Below are 17,642 nucleotides of genomic sequence, written 5' to 3'. Positions count from 1 at the left end.
GCAATCCCGGTTTTTCATACGACTGAATAGGTTGAATATGTCAAAAAGTTTTGATGTGGTGGTAATTGGGGGCGGCCCTGGTGGCTATGTCGCGGCGATTCGCGCTGCGCAACTCGGTTTTTCTACCGCCTGTATCGATGAGTGGAAGAGCGCCAAGGGCGGTCCTGCGCCGGGCGGTACGTGCACCAATGTCGGGTGCATTCCCTCCAAGGCGCTGTTGCAATCGTCCGAGAATTTTGAGCATGCCGGCCACGGCTTCGCTGAGCACGGTATCGAGGTCAAGGGCCTGACCTTGAACCTGGGCCAGATGCAGGCCCGCAAAGACAATGTTGTCAAGCAGAACAATGACGGCATTCTCTATCTCTTCAAGAAAAACAAAGTCACGTTCTTCCATGGCCGTGGCACTTTCGAAAAGGCTGATGCCGGTGGATACGCTATCAAGGTAACCGGCGCAAACGAGGAAACGATTACCGGCAAGCACATCGTTCTCGCCACAGGCTCCAATCCACGTGAACTGCCCGGCACGCCATTCGATGAAAACCTGATCCTGTCCAACACCGGCGCGCTTGCGATCGATGGTGTGCCGAAGAAACTGGGTGTGATCGGCGCCGGCGTGATCGGACTGGAAATGGGCAGCGTCTGGCGTCGTCTGGGCGCCGAAGTCACGGTGCTGGAAGCTCTGCCTGCATTCCTCGGTGTTGTCGACGAGCAGATCGCGAAAGAGGCCTTCAAGCTCTTCACCAAGCAAGGTCTGGGAATTCATCTGGGTGTAAAAATCGGTGCGATTACTGCAGGCAAGAAAGACGTGACCGTTGAATACACCGACGAAAAGGGTGCTGCGCAGACTGCGGTGTTTGACAAGTTGATCGTGTCGATCGGAAGAGTACCGAACACGATCGGGCTGAATGCCGAAGGCGTCGGCCTGAAACTGGATGAGCGCGGATTCATCGCCGTCGATGGCGACTGCAAGACCAACCTTCCCAACGTATGGGCGATCGGCGACGTGGTGCGCGGGCCGATGCTTGCGCATAAGGCGGAGGAGGAGGGCGTCGCCGTTGCCGAGCGAATCGCTGGCCAGCACGGGCATGTGAACTTCAACACAATTCCCTGGGTCATATATACATCACCGGAAATTGCCTGGGTCGGCAAGACCGAACAGCAATTGAAGGCGGAAGGCGTCGCATACAAGGCTGGAACGTTCCCGTTCATGGCGAATGGCCGTGCCCGTGCGCTTGGCGATACTTCCGGCATGGTGAAGTTTCTGGCAGATGCGACGAGCGACGAGATCCTTGGCGTACACATCATCGGCCCGGTTGCCTCTGAGTTGATTTCGGAAGCGGTCGTGGCAATGGAGTTTCGTGCGTCCGCCGAGGATATCGCACGTATTTGCCATGCCCATCCATCGCTTTCGGAAGCTACCAAGGAGGCCGCGCTGGCGGTCGATAAGCGTTCGCTTAACTTTTAAGGAGTTTGACCATGCGTCGTTCGATCCTGCTCTTGCCGCTGCTGATTGCAGCTTGCGCCACGACGGGATCGAATGGCGAGATTGCGATCGACACTGCTGTCAACGGTCAGCAATTGCCGGGTGCCAATTGCCAGGTCTCGACCAACAGCGGCAGCTGGAATGTCACTACTCCGGCGTCGATCAATGTTGGTGATGCAAACGGCGATCTTCGTGTCGTTTGCAACCGTGGCGGCTACCGCACTTCGGAGATGATCTATCGTCCTTCCGGACCTGTCGGCTCGAACGTGGGGCTTGGCGTTGGCGGCGGCGGCCGTGTCGGAGTAGGAGTTGGATTGAGCGTGCCCATCGCATTAGGCCGGGGCGGTTATCCTGCCCGCATCACGGTGGATATGAATCCGCAATGAATCGGTTTTATACCGGCCTGGCAGGTGGGAGCCTGTCCGATACACCCTCCGCAAGGTCATACCTGCAAACTTCCCGCTGACCGGGCAAATTCCCCGTCAAACTGCGAAAATGGGCGAGCGAATCTCGCCCATTTTTAATGCCGCAGCGGGAACAGCGGACGCGATGTACGCGGCCGCGCGATTGAGTGAATAAAACTATATGAATGTCAGGGAGTATTACAACCATGCGCTGGCGCAGCGCGGATTTCAATCGGATGAAGCGCAGCTGCGTGCCGTCGAACGTCTTCAGCAAGCCTATGACGAATGGATTGCGTTCAAGGCGCAGCGTTCTTCGCGAATCAAGCGGCTGCTCAACCGGCCGGAAGTTCCGCGCGGCGTCTACATGTGGGGCGGCGTCGGGCGCGGAAAATCGTTCCTGATGGACAGTTTTTATTCGGTTGTTCCCGTTCAGCGCAAGACAAGACTCCATTTTCACGAATTCATGCGGGCAGTGCATCGTGAATTGGATGAATTGAAGGGTGTTGCCGACCCGCTGAATGAGGTGGCCCGGCGCGTCGCCAAAAAATATCGGCTCATCTGCTTCGACGAATTTCACGTATCCGATATCGCGGACGCGATGATTCTTTACAATCTCCTGTCGGCCCTATTTGCGCACGGCGTGTCATTCATCATGACGTCAAACTACGTGCCGGATTCGCTGTATCCGGACGGCTTGCACCGCGATCGCATGCTGCCCACGATCGACCTCATCAAGGAAAAGATGGATGTGGTAAACGTGGACGCGGGAATGGATTACCGTAAAAGGGTAATGCAGCAAGTCGCCGCCTACCATGCGCCGCTCGGCGCGACGGCCGACAAGGCATTGCGCGATGCATTCGCCGGCATTGCCGAGACTGCCGACGAGGATCCGCGCATTCACATCGAGGCCCGCGAGATAAAGGCATTGCGGCGTGCCGGCGGGGTCGTCTGGTTCGACTTTGCCACCCTGTGCGGCGGTCCGCGTTCGCAAAACGATTATCTTGAGCTGGCCAGCCGCTTCCATACGATTATCCTGTCCGGCGTCCCCCGAATGTCGGCGTCGATGTCGTCGGAGGCACGTCGCTTTACCTGGCTGATCGACGTCCTTTACGACCACGGCGTCAAGCTGCTGATGTCCGCCGAGGTGCCGCCGGACCAGTTGTACACCGAAGGCGTACTAGCGAACGAATTTCACCGTACCGTCTCACGCATCATCGAAATGCAGTCGTCCGAGTACATGCAAAGTGAACGGCGCGACGTTGCCGGCTCGATTTCGTGACAAGGGCAAGAAATCCGATCCGACATGACCTTCAGTTTTCATTCTTTTGTTTTTTGCTCCATGCATCGCTATAAACGCTACATCAATTGCGGGCTTGCAGTTCTTTGCGTCGTTGCCAGCACGGCCGTGCACAGCGCGGAATCGGCCGAACCGGCAGCCGGATGGGCCGCCAATTATCCATCCGGTTCGATCAAGTCGCTGGACGCTGCCGATCGTGCGCTGCAGGAGGCATCTCAGGAACGTGCGCGCATACAGGAGCGGTTCATTTCGGAGGAACAGGCGTGCTTCGGTCTGTTCTTCGCCAACGCCTGCAGGGACAAAGCGGCGGAACGTCGTCGTGTTGCGCTGTCTGCGGCAAGGGCGGTGGAAGTTCAGGCGAATGCGTTCAAACGCAAGGCGCGTGTCGCCGAACGGGATAAAGTGCTGGAGGAGAAGAGCGCCGCTCAGCAAATGGAAATTCATCGGCCGACGCCCCCTGATGGCGCATTGGTCGACGTTGCGATTCCACCGTCGGAAACCACTGCGCAGCCGTCTGTCGATTCCGTGGACAAGCGCGGCGACGGCGAGGCTGCCGTTCAACGATCTTCAACCCCGACGCGAGCCAAAATGACGCATGGCGAAGATCGATCACGCCAGATTGCCGCCTATGAAAAAAAGGTAAGGGAGGCCGAGGAGCATAAACGCGAGGTAGCCCAGAGGAAGGCGGAAAAGCAAGCGAAGCGTCAAGGCAAACAGACGCCTGCTCCCGCCCCTGTCGAATAGGTTAATGCATCAAACAAGCCATACTGCTGATTGACTACACTGCTCGCCGAATTTTCCCGACGGTGTAGTTTTTGGCTTCTTTCGCAGGTTTCACCAGTTTGACGATCGCCAGCGTGCAATTGTCCGCCGACGTGCCCGCAGCCCGCTCTCGGGCCTTTGCAATCAGCATTTCCGATGCCTGGCGCGGTGAATTCATCGCGATCGCGGCCCCAAGCTCTGCATCGCTGAAGTAGTGCCAGAGCCCGTCGGTACAGAGAAGAAAAGAGTCGCCTGCCTTCAATCCGTTATAGCGGCGTACGGTGACTTCCAGTTCGCCTTCGCTGGTACCGAGCGCATTGACCAATACATTCGCCAAATGATGATGCTGCGCCTCTTCGCGGCTGAGACGACCGTCACGTACCAGCTTTTCAACGAATGAATGATCGACCGTCCGCTCCGCGCAATTTGGTCCGTCGAACCGGTACAGCCGGGAGTCGCCGACATGCGCCCAGACCGCGCTGCCTTCCGGCGTGACAACCAGAATGACCATCGTGCTATGTGGTTCCTTTTCCGCAGAAATCGCGGTCAGCCGGATGATGGTATGCGCGTCCTTCGCGATCGTCGACAACAAGGTGTCCACATCATCCGTGAGCGGAGAGAACGTGTCAAAAGCCTGTTTCGCCGTCTTGATCACCTGTTCGGCAGCCAGCGAGCCGCCGCTCAATCCGCCCATTCCATCCGCCACGACTGCCATCATGTAGCCCGGGGCGCGAGGCGCAGCAAACAGCGCGGCGCGGTCTTGCTGTTCCTGACGGTCGCCGATATGCTGCCCGGTGCCCGCTTCGATTTTGTATTGGCTCATAAGTGTGGGTCGATTAAACTGCTGGATGGAAACAAATTACTGTATGTGATGTCATTAAGGGAAGTGCTTGGAATGCATTGTTACAATCGGCAACAATTCCCTTCAAGATAAACACAATAGTTGACGGGTTTTCAGGTTTCGAACTGCAAGATTGTACGACGGGAACACAAAATCATTTGTGTTGCAAACCGGCAATTCAATACCGCAGATGCAGAAAACGGGCGCTGACTTTTAAAATAAAATAGCGATTGCAAGAAAAGAGTAAATAACATGGCCTTTCCGGAAGAAATCCGCCGTCGCATTATCGATCTGGAAGTTGAGCATCGCGACTTGGACGTTGTCATCGATTTGCTGACGCACGACATCCATCGAGACGAACTGCAATTGCGTCGCCTCAAAAAACGCAAGTTGCAGTTGAAAGATCACATTACTTTACTCAAGATGCAATTAGTGCCGGACATTCCTGCCTGATACGCGCGCTTGACCTCGCGCTTCACCCTGACCACATACCGTTTTGACCGACCTATCCGCTCCAACGCCGGTATCCGGCACGCATGATAACGACATTGATCATCTGTTTGGCGAACGCGGTCCGCTAAGCATGGCAATCGGCGGGTTTCGCCCCCGTCGGTCGCAGACCGAAATGGCGAAGGCCATCGCGCACGCAATTGCGGAGCGCAGCACGCTCATTGCCGAAGCGGGTACCGGGACCGGCAAAACCTTTGCCTACCTCATTCCCGCCCTTATGTGGGGAGGCAAGGTCGTGATCTCGACCGGCACCAAGAATCTGCAGGATCAGCTGTATCTGCGTGACATTCCCACGGTGCGCAAGGCTCTCAACATGCCCGTCTCGGTTGCGCTGCTTAAGGGCAGGGCAAACTATGTCTGCCATTTCCACCTGGAGCGAACCCTGCAAAATGGCCGATTGACCTCCCGTGACGACGTAGGGTATCTCCGGGAGATTTCGCGGTTCATGAAGACGACGTCGTCTGGCGATAAGGCGGAGCTATCGAAGGTGCCGGAATCGGCGCCGGTGTGGAATTTGGTGACATCGACACGCGACACCTGCCTCGGGGCGGAATGTCAGTATTACCAGGATTGCTTCGTGATGAAAGCGCGCAAGGAAGCGCAGCAGGCCGAAGTGGTCGTGGTAAACCATCACTTGTTCTTCGCCGATGTGGCGCTCAAGGATACCGGCGTTGCTGAATTGCTGCCGTCCGCCAACACCATCATTTTCGACGAGGCGCACCAGTTGCCGGAAACCGCGACGCTTTTTTTCGGCGAGACGGTATCGACCTCGCAGGTACTCGAACTTTGCCGGGATGTCCTTGCCGAAGGTCTCGCGCATGCACGCGATGGGGCGGAATGGCCCAAAGTCGTTTTGCCTGTGGAGCGTGCCGCGCGGGACCTTCGGCTTGCCTTCCCCCAGGATATCGTCAGGCTTGCCGTCGGCCAGATCGCGCCCTCCAGTCCATTCTTTCCTGCGCTCGAAACGCTCAAGGAAGAACTGCAGAACATGTCGGATACGCTGGAAACGCAAGCGGAACGTGCCGAAACCATAGAACAGTGCCGCACCCGGGCGGTCGAGCTTGGAATGAAGCTTGCGGCGTGGAACACGGCGGACAGCGTGAAGGAGGGGCAGGAGCGCGTTTTGTGGGTCGAGGCATTTTCCTCGTCACTGCATCTGCATCAGACGCCGTTATCGATTGCACCGGTTTTCAGCAAGCAGCGCGAGGGGACGCCGCGCGCATGGATTTTCACGTCCGCGACTCTGGCGGTAAAAAACGATTTCAATCACTACGCATCGCAGATGGGGCTATGGAACGAGCCGGCGCGATCCTGGCCCAGTCCATTCAATTATGAACAGCAAGGCCTGCTTTATGTGCCAGAGCAGCTTCCTCAACCAAATTCGCCCGACTACACCGATGCGGTGATCGATGCCGCATTACCGATGATCGAAGCCGCTGGCGGACGGACTTTTCTGCTATGCACCACGATTCGGGCCGTCAATCGCGCTGCGGAGCGGCTGAGGGAAGAGTTCGCCCGACGGAATCTGCCGTTCCCGTTGATGGTGCAGGGCGAAGCGGGCCGCACGGAATTGCTCGACCGGTTCCGCGCCGCCGGCAACGCGGTACTGATCGGTAGCCAAAGTTTTTGGGAGGGGGTGGATGTGCGCGGCGAAGCGTTATCGCTGGTGGTGATCGACAAACTGCCGTTCTCTCCGCCCGACGATCCCGTCCTGGCGGCGCGCATCGAAGCATTGGAACGCAAAGGCTTGAACGGATTCGTCCATCATCAATTACCGGAAGCGATCATTAATTTGAAACAGGGGGCCGGCAGGTTGATCAGGGATGAAACCGACCGCGGCGTCCTGATGATCTGCGACCCGCGCCTGATATCGAAACCATACGGCAGGCGCATCTGGCAGAGCCTGCCATCCTTCAAGCGGACGCGTGACGCCGAGGTGGCTCGTGCGTTCTTTGCGCCCGCACCCATGCCCGAAGTCCAGCCGGAACTGGCCCCTGAAGTAACGGGCTGACCACCGCTCGGGTATGTGCGAACGACAGTCAGGCAGATCCGACAGCGTTACTTCTGCGGCTGAATGACGACCTTGCCGGTCACTTTGCGCGCAGCCATGTCGTTGAGCGCCTGGGCGGTATCCGCCAAGGCGTAGCGCCCCGAAATGTGCGGTTTGATTTTGCCTTCAGCCATCCAGCCCATCAACTCCCGCATGGCGGCAGCATTGGCTTTCGGCTCCCGGCGCGCAAATTCGCCCCAGAATACGCCGACGATGGAAGCGCCTTTCAACAGCGTCAGGTTAAGTGGAAGCTTCGGAATCTCGCCATTGGCAAAGCCGATGACCAGATAGCGGCCGCGCCAGCCAATGGACCGGAAGGCGGGTTCGGCATAAATGCCTCCAACCGGGTCATAAATCACGTCAGGTCCTTTGCCGCCGGTTGTCGCCTTGATGGCTTCCCGCAGATCCTGTGTGGTGTAGTTGATGACATCGTCGGCACCATGCTCCTTGCAGACAGCCAGTTTTTCGTCCGTCGACGCTGCGGCAATCACTCGCGCGCCCAAGGCCTTGCCAATTTCGATTGCCGCAAGCCCGACACCGCCAGCCGCGCCCAGCACCAGCATGGTTTCGCCTGCCTTCAACTGCGCACGGTCCACGACCGCATGATGTGACGTTCCATAAGTAAGCGTCACCGCGGCAGCGGTGTCGAAGTCCAGTCCCGGTGGCATGGGCATGGCCGCCTGCGCTGGTACTGCGATCTGCTGTGCGAATGCGCCCTGGCTGACGAACGCGAGCACCTTGTCGCCAACCTTGTGCTGCGTTACTCCTTCGCCGACAGCGCGCACGATACCGGCAAGTTCACTTCCAGGGGTGAATGGCAATTCAGGCTTGAACTGGTATTTGTTTTGGATGATCAGGACGTCAGGGAAATTGACGCCGGCGGCTTGCACATCGATCGCGATCTGTCCGGCGCCGGGAGTCACCTCCGGCAAATCCTCTACAACTAACGTGTCTGGAAGTCCCCAAGATTTGCAGAGGATGGCTTTCATGCTGTCTCCTTGAAATTGTAAAAAAGAACGATCGTTTTATTCTAGGCTTATGCGGAAAAATGTCAACACATGGCAGAGTGCGATAGATTCCATCGGGTAAAATCGTCGCATGAATATTCTCATTAGTAACGACGACGGATATCTCGCCCCGGGCGTTGTCGCGCTTGCCAATGCGCTCAGGCCGATTGCGGAAATCGTCGTGGTATCGCCTGACAGTAATCGTTCGGGAAGTTCGAATTCTTTGACGCTTGATCGCCCACTATCGGTGTACCGGGCCGAGAACGGTTTTTATTTCATCAACGGCACGCCGTCGGACTGTGTGCACATTGCCCTCACAGGCGGGCTTTCCTTCAAACCCGATCTGGTCGTTTCCGGTATCAATCAAGGGCAGAACATGGGAGACGATACCTTGTACTCGGGCACGGTTGCTGCGGCGACGGAAGGATTTCTTTTCGGGATTCCGGCCATTGCATTTTCTCAGGTGGAAAAAGGATGGGCGCATCTGGATTCCGCCGCCAGGATAGCGCGGGAAGTCGTGGAGCGTCACTTCGCAAAACTGCCGATGCCCTACCTGTTGAACGTCAATATACCCAATCTTCCCTATGACGAATTGAAAGGCATCAAAGCGACACGGTTGGGCAAACGACATCAATCGGAGCCCGTGATCAAAATGCTCGATCCGCATGGCCGTGAAATTTTCTGGATCGGCCTGGCCGGCAAGGAGAAAGACGCTGCCGAGGGTACTGATTTCCATGCAGTGGCCAACGGTTTTGTTTCGATTACGCCGCTGCGGATAGATTTGACGCATGCCGAACAGCTCGATGCACTCAAGGAGTGCTTGCTGTGAGCGAAAAGGACAAACGGTTTCCGCTGCCACTGGCATCGGTTGTCGACAGTCCGTCGAGAGCGAGTCGTGCGCAGCCGTCGTCCGTAATCAAGGTCGCAACGCCGCAAACCGCCACGAGAAATGCCGCCCTGAATCAGCAGCACAATCAGGCTCGTACCGCCGCGCTTGCCGACATTCCCGGCCGCGCTCTGCCGAAAACCGGTTCGGCATCCGCTCAATCGTCGATCAGGCAGGATGTATCCCGTGCATCCGAATCCGTCCGCCATGCCATGGCCGCCCGCATCGCCAAGCAGGGGGTGAGGGATGCAAAGGTACTGGCTGCGATGCAGACCGTACCTCGTCACATGTTCATCGAGCAGGGGTTGTCCAGCCAGGCTTACATCGACGCATCTCTGCCGATCGGCCATCACCAGACGATTTCGCAGCCCTACATCGTTGCCCGGATGATAGAGGTCATGCGGGATAACGCCAATGCCGGGAAGCTCGACCGCGTCCTTGAAATCGGGACCGGATGCGGTTATCAGGCTGCCGTTCTGTCCTTGGTCGCCAAGGAAGTGTATTCAATTGAACGAATCAAGCCGTTACATGAACTGGCGAAGTCCAATCTGCGCCCTCTGCGGATTGCCAATATCCGCTTGCATTATGGAGATGGTATGCTTGGTCTCCCGCAAGCCGCGCCGTTCGACGGTATCATTTTGGCAGCGGCTGGCCTGGAAGTGCCGCCGGCATTGCTGGAGCAGCTCTGTATCGGCGGCCGGCTGGTGGCGCCCGTCGGGGACCGCCACCAGGTATTGCAGTTGATCGAACGGATAGGCAAATTCGAATGGACTAATACGACGCTAGAAGCGTGCCATTTCGTCCCCCTGCGTCCGGGCATAGTCTGATTCCATTATCAACGAATACCCCTAACGACTGCGCAGCACAGTAATTGATTGTATGAGAATGATAAACATACGCGTTGTATTCCTCGCGATATTGCCTCTCCTTGTTGCATCGTGCGGCATCGCCCCCCGTTCCGCCCCAGTGGTAGAGCGGCCTGCGCCAGCCAAGCCGCCGGAGCCGCCGAAATCCGCGGTCGCGCCTGTGCCTGCCCCCGTGCCGCCGAAGCAGGTCGATAGTCGTGGCTTTTACACCGTAAAGCGGGGCGATACGCTCCTGCAAATTGCACTGGAGTTTGGTCAGAATTATCGCGACCTGGTGGCGTGGAACGATCTCGCCAATCCCAATGACATCAAGGTCGACCAGGTACTGCGCGTGCTGCCGCCGGAAGGCGGCTCGGCATCGCAGACCGGCAGTGTCGCGGCGAACCCGGGCGTGGACGCAAGGCCATTGGGAGGGGCCAATTCATCGGCCACCCAGAAAGCCGGACCACGCGGCGAAAAGCGCCCATATTCTGAAGGCACGCTGGCTGAAATGCAGAAGCCGGATGCGCCTGTCCCGGGCGCAAATCAGGTCGCTTCCGTGCCGTCCGTTCCGTCCAAGCCGGAGCCGCCAAAAATATCGGATGCGCGTCCGGCAGAAAAGCCGCCTGAGGTGGCGAATGGCGCGAATCCTGACGACGATGCGGTTTCGTGGGTGTGGCCGGCGGAAGGCAAGGTAATCACAAGCTTTAGTGCGGGCAAGAAGGGCATCGACATTGCCGGCAAGCTCGGTCAGCCGGTGTACGCGGCAGGAGCAGGAAAGGTCCTGTATGCTGGTAGCGGTATTCGCGGCTACGGGAACCTCGTGATCTTGAAACACACCAACAATCTGCTTTCGGCCTACGCACACAACAAAACCATCTTCGTAAAAGAAGATCAAACTGTTAACAAAGGCCAAAAGATTGCCGAGATGGGAAATTCCGATTCCGATGCCGTCAAGCTTCACTTCGAAATTCGCCAGCAAGGTAAGCCCGTCGACCCTTCGAAATTTTTGCCGACCCGCTAAATGACACGCAACCCGCATGATCCGCTAGACTACGACGCACCATCGAATGATCCGGCGGACGACGGATCATTCGGAAGCGGCGATGACGGCGAAAGCCTGTCGCCGGAAGGTATTGAAGGGGTTGATCGCGTTGACGGAGAAAGTCCCGTCGCAGCCGATCCGGTAGAAGAGTTGAAGACAGTGCTGGCAGCGGAACTGTCGACCGACACCACGCAGCACTATCTGAATCAGATCGGTGCCCGGCCTCTACTGACCGTTGCCGAGGAAGTCCACTACGCGACGCTCGCCAAGCAAGGTAATTTTGAGGCTCGACAAAAGATGATCGAGCACAACCTGCGACTGGTCGTCTCCATTGCCAAGCATTACATCAATCGAGGTGTCGTGCTGCTGGACTTGATCGAGGAAGGCAATCTCGGCTTGATGCGGGCTATCGATAAATTCGAACCGGAGCGCGGTTTCCGCTTTTCCACTTATGCAACCTGGTGGATTCGCCAAAGCATCGAACGCGCAATCATGAACCAGGCGCGCACCGTCCGACTGCCCGTGCATATGGTCCGGGAACTGAACCAGATTCTTCGCGCGAAATATCACCTGGAAGCACAGCATCACGACGGCAAGGATGCAAGCGCCGAGGATATTGCGCATCTGGTGGATCGCGCTGTGGAAGACGTGCAGGACATCCTGGCCTTGTCCGAACATGCCACCTCGCTTGACGCGCCGCTCGACAATGACCCCCAGGCCAGCCTGATGGACATGCTGCCGGGCGATTCTGCCGACGGCCCGGATTCTCGTGCCGAGCATCACGAAATGACTGTTTTGGTGCGCGATTGGCTCAAGAAACTGCCGGACAAGCAGCGCATCGTTATTGTCCGGCGTTTTGGTCTGGATAACGACGACCCGGCAACGCTGGAGGAATTGGCATCGGAAATGAGTGTTACGCGGGAACGAGTGCGCCAGATCCAGCAGGAGGCATTGGCCAAACTTAAGCGGGCGCTGACCGCACGCGGCGTTGGCAAGGATGCGTTGTTGTGATCCCGGTTCTGGTATTTGACATCGAGACGATTCCCGATGTGCGTGGCTTGCGCGTGCTTCATGATCATCCTGCGTCGATGACCGATGCCGAGGTCGCCGCGTCCGCGTTCGCCGCACGGCGTGAAAAGACCGGGTCCGATTTTCTGCAACATCATTTACATAAAGTCGCCGCCATATCCTGTGTTTTCCGGGACGATGACGGTTTTCGCGTAAAGTCGCTCGGCTCGCTTGACGACGCCGAGCCCAAGCTTATCCAGGATTTTTTCCGGGTTATCGATAAGTACACCCCTCAACTGATCTCCTGGAACGGTGGTGGATTCGATCTTCCAGTGCTCCACTATCGCGCAATGATCAGCGGCGTCGCCGCTTCCCGGTATTGGGAAATGGGCGACGAAGATCGTGACTTCAAGTGGAACAATTACCTCAGTCGTTACCATACCCGGCATATGGACCTGATGGATCTTCTGGCACTATATACCGGCCGGGCGAATGCGCCGCTGGATGATCTGGCTAAACTGTGCGGTTTTCCAGGCAAGATGGGGGTCGATGGATCGCAAGTCTGGAACTTGTTCCAGGAGGGCCGTCTGAAGGAAATCCGTGACTATTGCGAAACAGATGTCGTCAATACTTATCTGGTCTACTGCCGCTTCCAACTGATGCGAGGCATCGTCACTCTGGCTGAATACGAGGAAGAAGTATCACTCGTCCGGAAGGCGCTCTCGGTGCTCGACGGAGCACACTGGAGAGAGTATCTTTCGGCGTGGCGCTGAATTGCCCATTTCGCGCCTTCTTTAAAAATCCTTTATTTTTGGACTGGACGCCTTTTCCTGGCATGTCCTTTCAACCGCAATGCAGCACAATCTCATCGATATCGAATCCCTAGACATGGAAGGCCGCGGCGTCGGCCATCTGAAAAACGAAGACGGCACACCCGGTAAGGTCATATTCGTTGAAGGCGCCTTGCCCGGCGAACGGGTAGGCTTTCAATCCTTTCGGCGGAAGCCGAAATGGGAGGCGGCGACACTTACCGAGCTGCATAAAGAGTCGGCAATGCGCGTCGAGCCGAAATGCATCCATTTCGGCACCTGCGGTGGTTGTGCCATGCAGCATCTGGACCCTGCGGCGCAGGTTGCCATCAAGCAGCGCGTGCTTGAGGATAACCTCTGGCATTTGGCGAAGGTGCGCGCAGAAACCATGTTGAGGCCAATCTATGGGCCGGTATGGGGTTATCGTTACCGGGCCAGGCTGTCGGCAAGGAACGTCAAGAAAAAAGGCGGCGTGCTCGTAGGATTCCACGAGCGAAAATCGTCTTATGTGGCCGACATGGATAGTTGCGATATTCTGCCTCCGCATGTGTCGGCAATGCTTGTGCCGCTTCGTCGGCTGATTGAATCTTTGTCAATTTTCGAGCAAATGCCGCAGATCGAACTTGCAGTAGGCGAAGATGTTACTGCGCTTGTCATGCGCAATATGGCGCCATTGACTCAGGATGATGAAAGCAAACTAAAGGCCTTTGCAGACCAATACCGGGTCCAGTGGTGGTTGCAGCCTAAGGGGCCGGACACGGTGTACCCGTTTTATCCAACCGATGTCCAGCTGCATTATGTGTTACCTGAATTCGGCGTCAAAATGCCGTTCAAGCCAACTGACTTCACCCAGGTAAATCATCACATCAACCGGGTTCTTGTCGCCCGCGCGCTCCGGCTGCTTGATATTCAGCCAAACGATCGCGTCGCAGACTTGTTTTGCGGATTAGGTAACTTCACCTTGCCCATCGCCACCCAGGCGCGGGAAGTCGTCGGTATCGAGGGTAGTGCGACGCTGAATCAGCGGGCGCTTGACAACGCGACGGCAAACGGCCTGGCCGATAAAACCACGTTTTATTGTCGCAACTTGTTTGAAGCGACCACCGAGGACCTGCTTGCACTGGGCAAATTCGATCGGATGCTGATTGATCCACCTCGGGAGGGGGCGATTGCCGTTTGTCAGTCCATTGTCGGGCTTGGTGAAAGTCATCCAGATTTCAAGCCGTCGCGAATTGTTTATGTGTCCTGCAATCCATCGACCCTCGCGCGCGATGCAGGTCTGCTCGTGCATCAGGGAGGTTATGTTCTGAAGCAGGCAGGGGTGGTCAACATGTTTCCGCACACGGCGCACGTAGAGTCGATGGCGGTGTTTGATTTGCCGGAGGCGCAGCACGAGGCGTAATGGAAAAAGAAAAAGCCGACCATCTGGCCGGCTTCAATTTACCTCTGAGTTCCCTTAATGGTGGAACCTATTGGTTACCATCAATCGCGTTCACCGCCAGCGATGCCAAGCAGTGCGAGCAGGTTGGTGAAAATATTGTAGACATCCAGATAGATCGCCAGCGTGGCGGAGATGTAATTGGTTTCTCCACCGTTGATGATCCTTTGTACGTCATACAGAATGTACGCAGAAAAAATGGCAATCGCAATCACCGAAATCGCCAGATAAAGTGCCGGAATCTGCAGGAAGATATTGGCAACCGCAGCGACAATCAGTACCAGCACGCCGACGAACAGCCATTTGCCCAGGCCGGAGAAATCACGCTTGGATACAGTTGCGATGGTGGCCATGACGGCAAAAATGCTTGCAGTGCCACCGAATGCCGTCATGATGAGTGATGGGCCGTTTGAAAAACCGAGTGTATAACCTATCAGCCGGGACAGCATCAGCCCCATGAAAAAGGTGAAGCCAAGAAGGATGGCAACCCCCAGGCCGGAATTCTTGGTTCTTTCGATCGCATAAAAGAAGCCGAATGCAATTGCCAGAAACAGCATAAACCCGATTAGCGGGCTTCCCGAAAAGAACGAAAAATTGAACTGAACGCCAACCCATGCTCCCAGCACCGTTGGAATCATGGAAATCGCAAGCAGCCAGTAGGTATTGCGCAAGACGCGGTTCCGTACCGCCAAAGCCTCGCCGGTCGGACTGTAACTATGTTGAAGATGATGTTCCATATTGCCTCCGGTTACATTGCAAAAGTGACAGCGTGAAGTAGCATACCATGCATGGCAGATGTTAAATAAGATTCCCGGACCGGCGCGAAGTTCTTTATTTTGCAAGGGCCATGCCCCGCAAATAAGGGGGTGGACAGGGGTTTCATGCTAAAATCTAAGGTTGGTTGATTTCGTATTTAATATTCTTAACCCTTTCTTTTTATTGGAGTTTTTACAGATGGCAATCGAACGCACCCTGTCGATTATCAAACCGGACGCAGTCGCAAAAAACGTAATCGGTCAGATTTATACCCGCTTTGAAAACGCTGGCCTGAAAATCGTCGCCGCTCGTATGGCGCAATTGTCTCGTGCGGAAGCAGAAGGCTTCTATGCCGTACACCGCGAGCGTCCGTTCTTCAAGGACCTGGTCGATTTCATGATTTCGGGTCCCGTCATGGTGCAAGTGCTCGAGGGTGAAGGCGCGATTGCCAAGAATCGTGAACTGATGGGGGCCACAGATCCGAAGAAGGCCGACAAAGGCACAATTCGTGCGGATTTCGCGGATTCCATCGATGCCAATGCCGTGCATGGTTCCGATGCTGCTGAAACTGCGCAAGTGGAAATTGCCTACTTTTTCCCGGCACTGAACGTTTTCTCTCGGTAATATAAAACCCGTTCGCGTCAAGATGCTGATCGACGCGAACGTAGCTAATTCAATTCCCATGACGGACCTTACTAACCTGCTCGATCTGGACCCTGCACAACTCGTTGCCTATTGCGCCGAGTTGGGCGAGAAACCATTCCGTGCCAAGCAATTGCAGCGCTGGATTCACCAGTTTGGCGCTAGCGATTTCGACGCAATGACGGATTTGGCGAAGTCGCTGCGGGAGAAGCTGAAATCGCGTGCGTTCGTTGGTGCGCCGTCCGTCATCAGCGACCACACCTCAGCTGACGGTACGAGGAAGTGGCTGCTGGATGTGGGGCAGGGGAATGCGGTCGAGACCGTGTTCATCCCTGAAGAAAACCGTGGCACCCTTTGCATATCCACCCAGGCTGGCTGCGCCGTGAATTGCCGTTTCTGCTCGACAGGCAAGCAGGGTTTCAACCGCAATCTGTCCGTCGGCGAAATTATCGGCCAGCTATGGATGGCCGAGTTCGAACTGCGTAAAACAAAAGGCATTGAGCCGGGCCCGAAAGGTGAACGGCAGATCACCAATGTCGTGATGATGGGCATGGGTGAGCCGCTGCTGAATTTCGAACCGACGGTCACCGCGATGAAGCTCATGCTGGATGACAACGCTTATGGCTTGTCGCGTCGCCGCGTCACCCTGTCGACGAGCGGTGTGGTGCCGATGATCGACAAGCTTGCGCACGAATGTGCCGTCGCGCTGGCGGTATCCTTGCACGCTTCAAACGACAGCTTGAGGGATGGTCTAGTCCCGTTGAACAAGAAATATCCATTGGCTGAGCTGATGGCGGCATGCAAGCGCTATTTGGAATTTGCGCCGCGCGACTTCATTACGTTCGAGTATTGCATGCTGGATGGGGTCAATGACAGCGACGTTCATGCGCGTGAACTGGTGGCCCTGGTGCAGAATCGTGCCAATCCCGTGCCTTGCAAGTTCAACCTGATTCCATTCAACCCGTTCCCCGAGTCAGGTCTGACCCGCTCCAATAATGCGCGCATCAAGGCATTTGCACAGGTGTTGATGGATGCCGGCATCGTCACCACGATCCGCAAGACTCGTGGCGATGACATTGATGCGGCATGTGGCCAGTTGGCTGGTGAGGTCCAGGATCGGACCCGCGTGCAGGAGCGGATGCAGAAAATGGCGGAGTACCAGAAAAAATTTGGCGCGAATTTCGGTCGTATCGTCGAGGTGCGGTCGTGATCGCAAAGTGGCAAGGCGCTTTTGTAGCCGCGCTCGCGGCGACCGCGCTGCTTGCTGGCTGCGCCTCGGGTCCCATGGAGTTGAACGAGGAACTCAAAACGAGTTCGGATCAGAGCGAAGATCAAAAGCGTGCCCGCATACGACTGCAACTGGCCATTGGTTACTATGAACAGCGACAAATGAACGTCGCTCTGGATGAAATCAAGCGGGCATTGCAGGCAGACCCAAATCTGGCAGATGCGTACAGCGTACGTGGCCTGATTTACATGGACATGGGCGAGAATCGCTTGGCGGAAGACAATTTCCTTCAATCAATCAAACTCGCTCCGTCCAATCCCGACCTCACAAACAACTACGGTTGGTTCCTTTGCCAGACCGGACGTGAGCGGCAGGCGATGAGTTATTTCGAGTCTGCGCTCAATAATCGTACCTACCAATCCCCGGCAAAAGCGCTCAACAACGCCGGCGTTTGCAGCGTCAAGGTCAAGGACCTGGCGGCTGCCGAGCGGTATTTCATCAGGGCGTTCCAGTTCGAGCCGGGCAATCCATTGACGAATGCCCACCTCGCAAAACTGCATTACGACAAGAAAGACTACGAGCGCGCCCGTTTTTACATCGGCCGGGTCATGAAGGCGGACATCATGACGGC

At 56.3% G+C, this 17,642-nt stretch carries 18 protein-coding genes; 15 read left to right on the top strand and 3 right to left on the bottom strand.

Going from position 1 to position 17,642, the window contains the following annotated elements; translation table 11 throughout:
* Window positions 1-37 precede the first annotated feature (37 nt).
* From lpdA to VGU61_RS18990, 4 genes are all read left to right on the top strand, one after another.
* Window positions 38-1,465, top strand: a complete 1,428-nt coding sequence (gene lpdA / locus VGU61_RS19005; RefSeq protein ID WP_326860834.1) for a dihydrolipoyl dehydrogenase — start codon at window positions 38-40, stop codon at window positions 1,463-1,465.
* Window positions 1,466-1,476: 11 nt separating this feature from the next.
* Window positions 1,477-1,869: a hypothetical protein gene (locus tag VGU61_RS19000; RefSeq protein WP_326860833.1), complete on the top strand. Its 393-nt coding sequence runs from the start codon at window positions 1,477-1,479 to the stop codon at window positions 1,867-1,869.
* A gap of 199 nt (window positions 1,870-2,068) precedes the next feature.
* Window positions 2,069-3,166 carry a cell division protein ZapE gene (zapE, locus tag VGU61_RS18995; RefSeq protein WP_326860831.1) on the top strand — a complete coding sequence of 366 codons (1,098 nt, stop codon included), beginning with the start codon at window positions 2,069-2,071 and terminating at the stop codon, window positions 3,164-3,166.
* Between the two features lie 60 nt (window positions 3,167-3,226).
* Window positions 3,227-3,928 carry a hypothetical protein gene (locus VGU61_RS18990; RefSeq protein WP_326860830.1) on the top strand — a complete coding sequence of 234 codons (702 nt, stop codon included), beginning with the start codon at window positions 3,227-3,229 and terminating at the stop codon, window positions 3,926-3,928.
* A 34-nt stretch (window positions 3,929-3,962) separates the two neighbouring features.
* On the opposite strand, the gene VGU61_RS18985 is transcribed toward VGU61_RS18990, so the two are convergent.
* Entirely contained in the window at window positions 3,963-4,769 is an 807-nt protein-coding gene (locus VGU61_RS18985) for a PP2C family protein-serine/threonine phosphatase (protein WP_326860829.1), read from the bottom strand.
* Window positions 4,770-5,039: 270 nt separating this feature from the next.
* Here VGU61_RS18985 and VGU61_RS18980 point away from each other — a divergent pair, with 270 nt between their 5' ends.
* Together VGU61_RS18980 and VGU61_RS18975 are read left to right on the top strand one after the other, a co-directional pair.
* The gene (locus VGU61_RS18980) at window positions 5,040-5,240 is read left to right on the top strand and encodes a YdcH family protein (protein ID WP_326860828.1); all 201 of its coding nucleotides are present in this window, start codon (window positions 5,040-5,042) and stop codon (window positions 5,238-5,240) included.
* A 43-nt stretch (window positions 5,241-5,283) separates the two neighbouring features.
* Window positions 5,284-7,308: an ATP-dependent DNA helicase gene (locus tag VGU61_RS18975; protein WP_414691664.1), complete on the top strand. Its 2,025-nt coding sequence runs from the start codon at window positions 5,284-5,286 to the stop codon at window positions 7,306-7,308.
* 47 nt (window positions 7,309-7,355) lie between these two features.
* Here the strand turns inward: VGU61_RS18975 and VGU61_RS18970 are convergent, their stop codons facing one another.
* Window positions 7,356-8,336 carry an NADPH:quinone oxidoreductase family protein gene (locus VGU61_RS18970; RefSeq protein WP_326860827.1) on the bottom strand — a complete coding sequence of 327 codons (981 nt, stop codon included), beginning with the start codon at window positions 8,334-8,336 and terminating at the stop codon, window positions 7,356-7,358.
* A 109-nt stretch (window positions 8,337-8,445) separates the two neighbouring features.
* On the opposite strand from VGU61_RS18970, the gene surE reads away from it, so the two are divergent.
* The 6 genes from surE to rlmD all read left to right on the top strand — a co-directional run bounded on the left by surE (window position 8,446) and on the right by rlmD (window position 14,349).
* The gene (gene surE / locus VGU61_RS18965) at window positions 8,446-9,183 is read left to right on the top strand and encodes a 5'/3'-nucleotidase SurE (protein ID WP_326860826.1); all 738 of its coding nucleotides are present in this window, start codon (window positions 8,446-8,448) and stop codon (window positions 9,181-9,183) included.
* Window positions 9,180-10,067 (top strand): protein-L-isoaspartate(D-aspartate) O-methyltransferase, encoded by an 888-nt coding sequence (locus tag VGU61_RS18960; protein ID WP_326860825.1) that lies wholly within the window; start codon window positions 9,180-9,182, stop codon window positions 10,065-10,067. The genes surE and VGU61_RS18960 overlap by 4 nt, the downstream gene beginning before the upstream one ends.
* A gap of 58 nt (window positions 10,068-10,125) precedes the next feature.
* On the top strand, window positions 10,126-11,109 hold the full coding sequence (locus VGU61_RS18955) for a peptidoglycan DD-metalloendopeptidase family protein (protein WP_326860824.1): 984 nt from the start codon (window positions 10,126-10,128) through the stop codon (window positions 11,107-11,109).
* Window positions 11,110-12,141: an RNA polymerase sigma factor RpoS gene (gene rpoS, locus VGU61_RS18950; protein WP_326860823.1), complete on the top strand. Its 1,032-nt coding sequence runs from the start codon at window positions 11,110-11,112 to the stop codon at window positions 12,139-12,141.
* The gene (locus VGU61_RS18945; protein ID WP_326860821.1) at window positions 12,138-12,911 is read left to right on the top strand and encodes a 3'-5' exonuclease; all 774 of its coding nucleotides are present in this window, start codon (window positions 12,138-12,140) and stop codon (window positions 12,909-12,911) included. The genes rpoS and VGU61_RS18945 overlap by 4 nt, the downstream gene beginning before the upstream one ends.
* Before the next feature lie 79 nt (window positions 12,912-12,990).
* Window positions 12,991-14,349 carry a 23S rRNA (uracil(1939)-C(5))-methyltransferase RlmD gene (gene rlmD, locus VGU61_RS18940; RefSeq protein WP_326860820.1) on the top strand — a complete coding sequence of 453 codons (1,359 nt, stop codon included), beginning with the start codon at window positions 12,991-12,993 and terminating at the stop codon, window positions 14,347-14,349.
* A gap of 80 nt (window positions 14,350-14,429) precedes the next feature.
* Here rlmD and VGU61_RS18935 read toward each other — a convergent pair whose 3' ends face one another.
* Complete coding sequence (locus VGU61_RS18935) at window positions 14,430-15,122, bottom strand: Bax inhibitor-1/YccA family protein (RefSeq protein ID WP_326860849.1); 693 nt, start codon at window positions 15,120-15,122, stop codon at window positions 14,430-14,432.
* Between the two features lie 217 nt (window positions 15,123-15,339).
* On the opposite strand from VGU61_RS18935, the gene ndk reads away from it, so the two are divergent.
* From ndk to pilW, 3 genes are all read left to right on the top strand, one after another.
* Entirely contained in the window at window positions 15,340-15,765 is a 426-nt protein-coding gene (gene ndk, locus VGU61_RS18930; RefSeq protein WP_326860819.1) for a nucleoside-diphosphate kinase, read from the top strand.
* A gap of 58 nt (window positions 15,766-15,823) precedes the next feature.
* Complete coding sequence (rlmN, locus tag VGU61_RS18925) at window positions 15,824-16,993, top strand: 23S rRNA (adenine(2503)-C(2))-methyltransferase RlmN (protein WP_326860848.1); 1,170 nt, start codon at window positions 15,824-15,826, stop codon at window positions 16,991-16,993.
* Window positions 16,990-17,642: type IV pilus biogenesis/stability protein PilW (pilW, locus tag VGU61_RS18920; protein ID WP_326860818.1), on the top strand; the 653-nt coding region annotated here is incomplete at its 3' end. The genes rlmN and pilW, both read left to right, overlap by 4 nt.

The sequence above is a fragment of the Noviherbaspirillum sp. genome (assembly GCF_035944575.1).
In the GTDB taxonomy this organism is placed as follows: Bacteria; Pseudomonadota; Gammaproteobacteria; order Burkholderiales; family Burkholderiaceae_D; genus Noviherbaspirillum.
The sequence above is the reverse complement of the archived record's forward strand: the minus strand, read 5'-3'. Positions and strand labels throughout refer to the sequence as shown.

Excerpts from the sequence above, each read along its gene's own strand:
- VGU61_RS18990 (WP_326860830.1), top strand. The coding sequence starts at position 3,227 with ATGCATCGCTATAAACGCTACATCAATTGCGGGCTTGCAGTTCTTTGC.
- VGU61_RS18980 (WP_326860828.1), top strand. The coding sequence starts at position 5,040 with ATGGCCTTTCCGGAAGAAATCCGCCGTCGCATTATCGATCTGGAAGTT.
- VGU61_RS18935 (WP_326860849.1), bottom strand. The coding sequence starts at position 15,122 with ATGGAACATCATCTTCAACATAGTTACAGTCCGACCGGCGAGGCTTTG.
- zapE (WP_326860831.1), top strand. The coding sequence starts at position 2,069 with ATGAATGTCAGGGAGTATTACAACCATGCGCTGGCGCAGCGCGGATTT.
- rlmD (WP_326860820.1), top strand. The coding sequence starts at position 12,991 with ATGCAGCACAATCTCATCGATATCGAATCCCTAGACATGGAAGGCCGC.
- rlmN (WP_326860848.1), top strand. The coding sequence starts at position 15,824 with ATGACGGACCTTACTAACCTGCTCGATCTGGACCCTGCACAACTCGTT.
- VGU61_RS19000 (WP_326860833.1), top strand. The coding sequence starts at position 1,477 with ATGCGTCGTTCGATCCTGCTCTTGCCGCTGCTGATTGCAGCTTGCGCC.
- rpoS (WP_326860823.1), top strand. The coding sequence starts at position 11,110 with ATGACACGCAACCCGCATGATCCGCTAGACTACGACGCACCATCGAAT.
- VGU61_RS18955 (WP_326860824.1), top strand. The coding sequence starts at position 10,126 with ATGATAAACATACGCGTTGTATTCCTCGCGATATTGCCTCTCCTTGTT.
- VGU61_RS18985 (WP_326860829.1), bottom strand. The coding sequence starts at position 4,769 with ATGAGCCAATACAAAATCGAAGCGGGCACCGGGCAGCATATCGGCGAC.
- surE (WP_326860826.1), top strand. The coding sequence starts at position 8,446 with ATGAATATTCTCATTAGTAACGACGACGGATATCTCGCCCCGGGCGTT.
- lpdA (WP_326860834.1), top strand. The coding sequence starts at position 38 with ATGTCAAAAAGTTTTGATGTGGTGGTAATTGGGGGCGGCCCTGGTGGC.
- ndk (WP_326860819.1), top strand. The coding sequence starts at position 15,340 with ATGGCAATCGAACGCACCCTGTCGATTATCAAACCGGACGCAGTCGCA.
- VGU61_RS18970 (WP_326860827.1), bottom strand. The coding sequence starts at position 8,336 with ATGAAAGCCATCCTCTGCAAATCTTGGGGACTTCCAGACACGTTAGTT.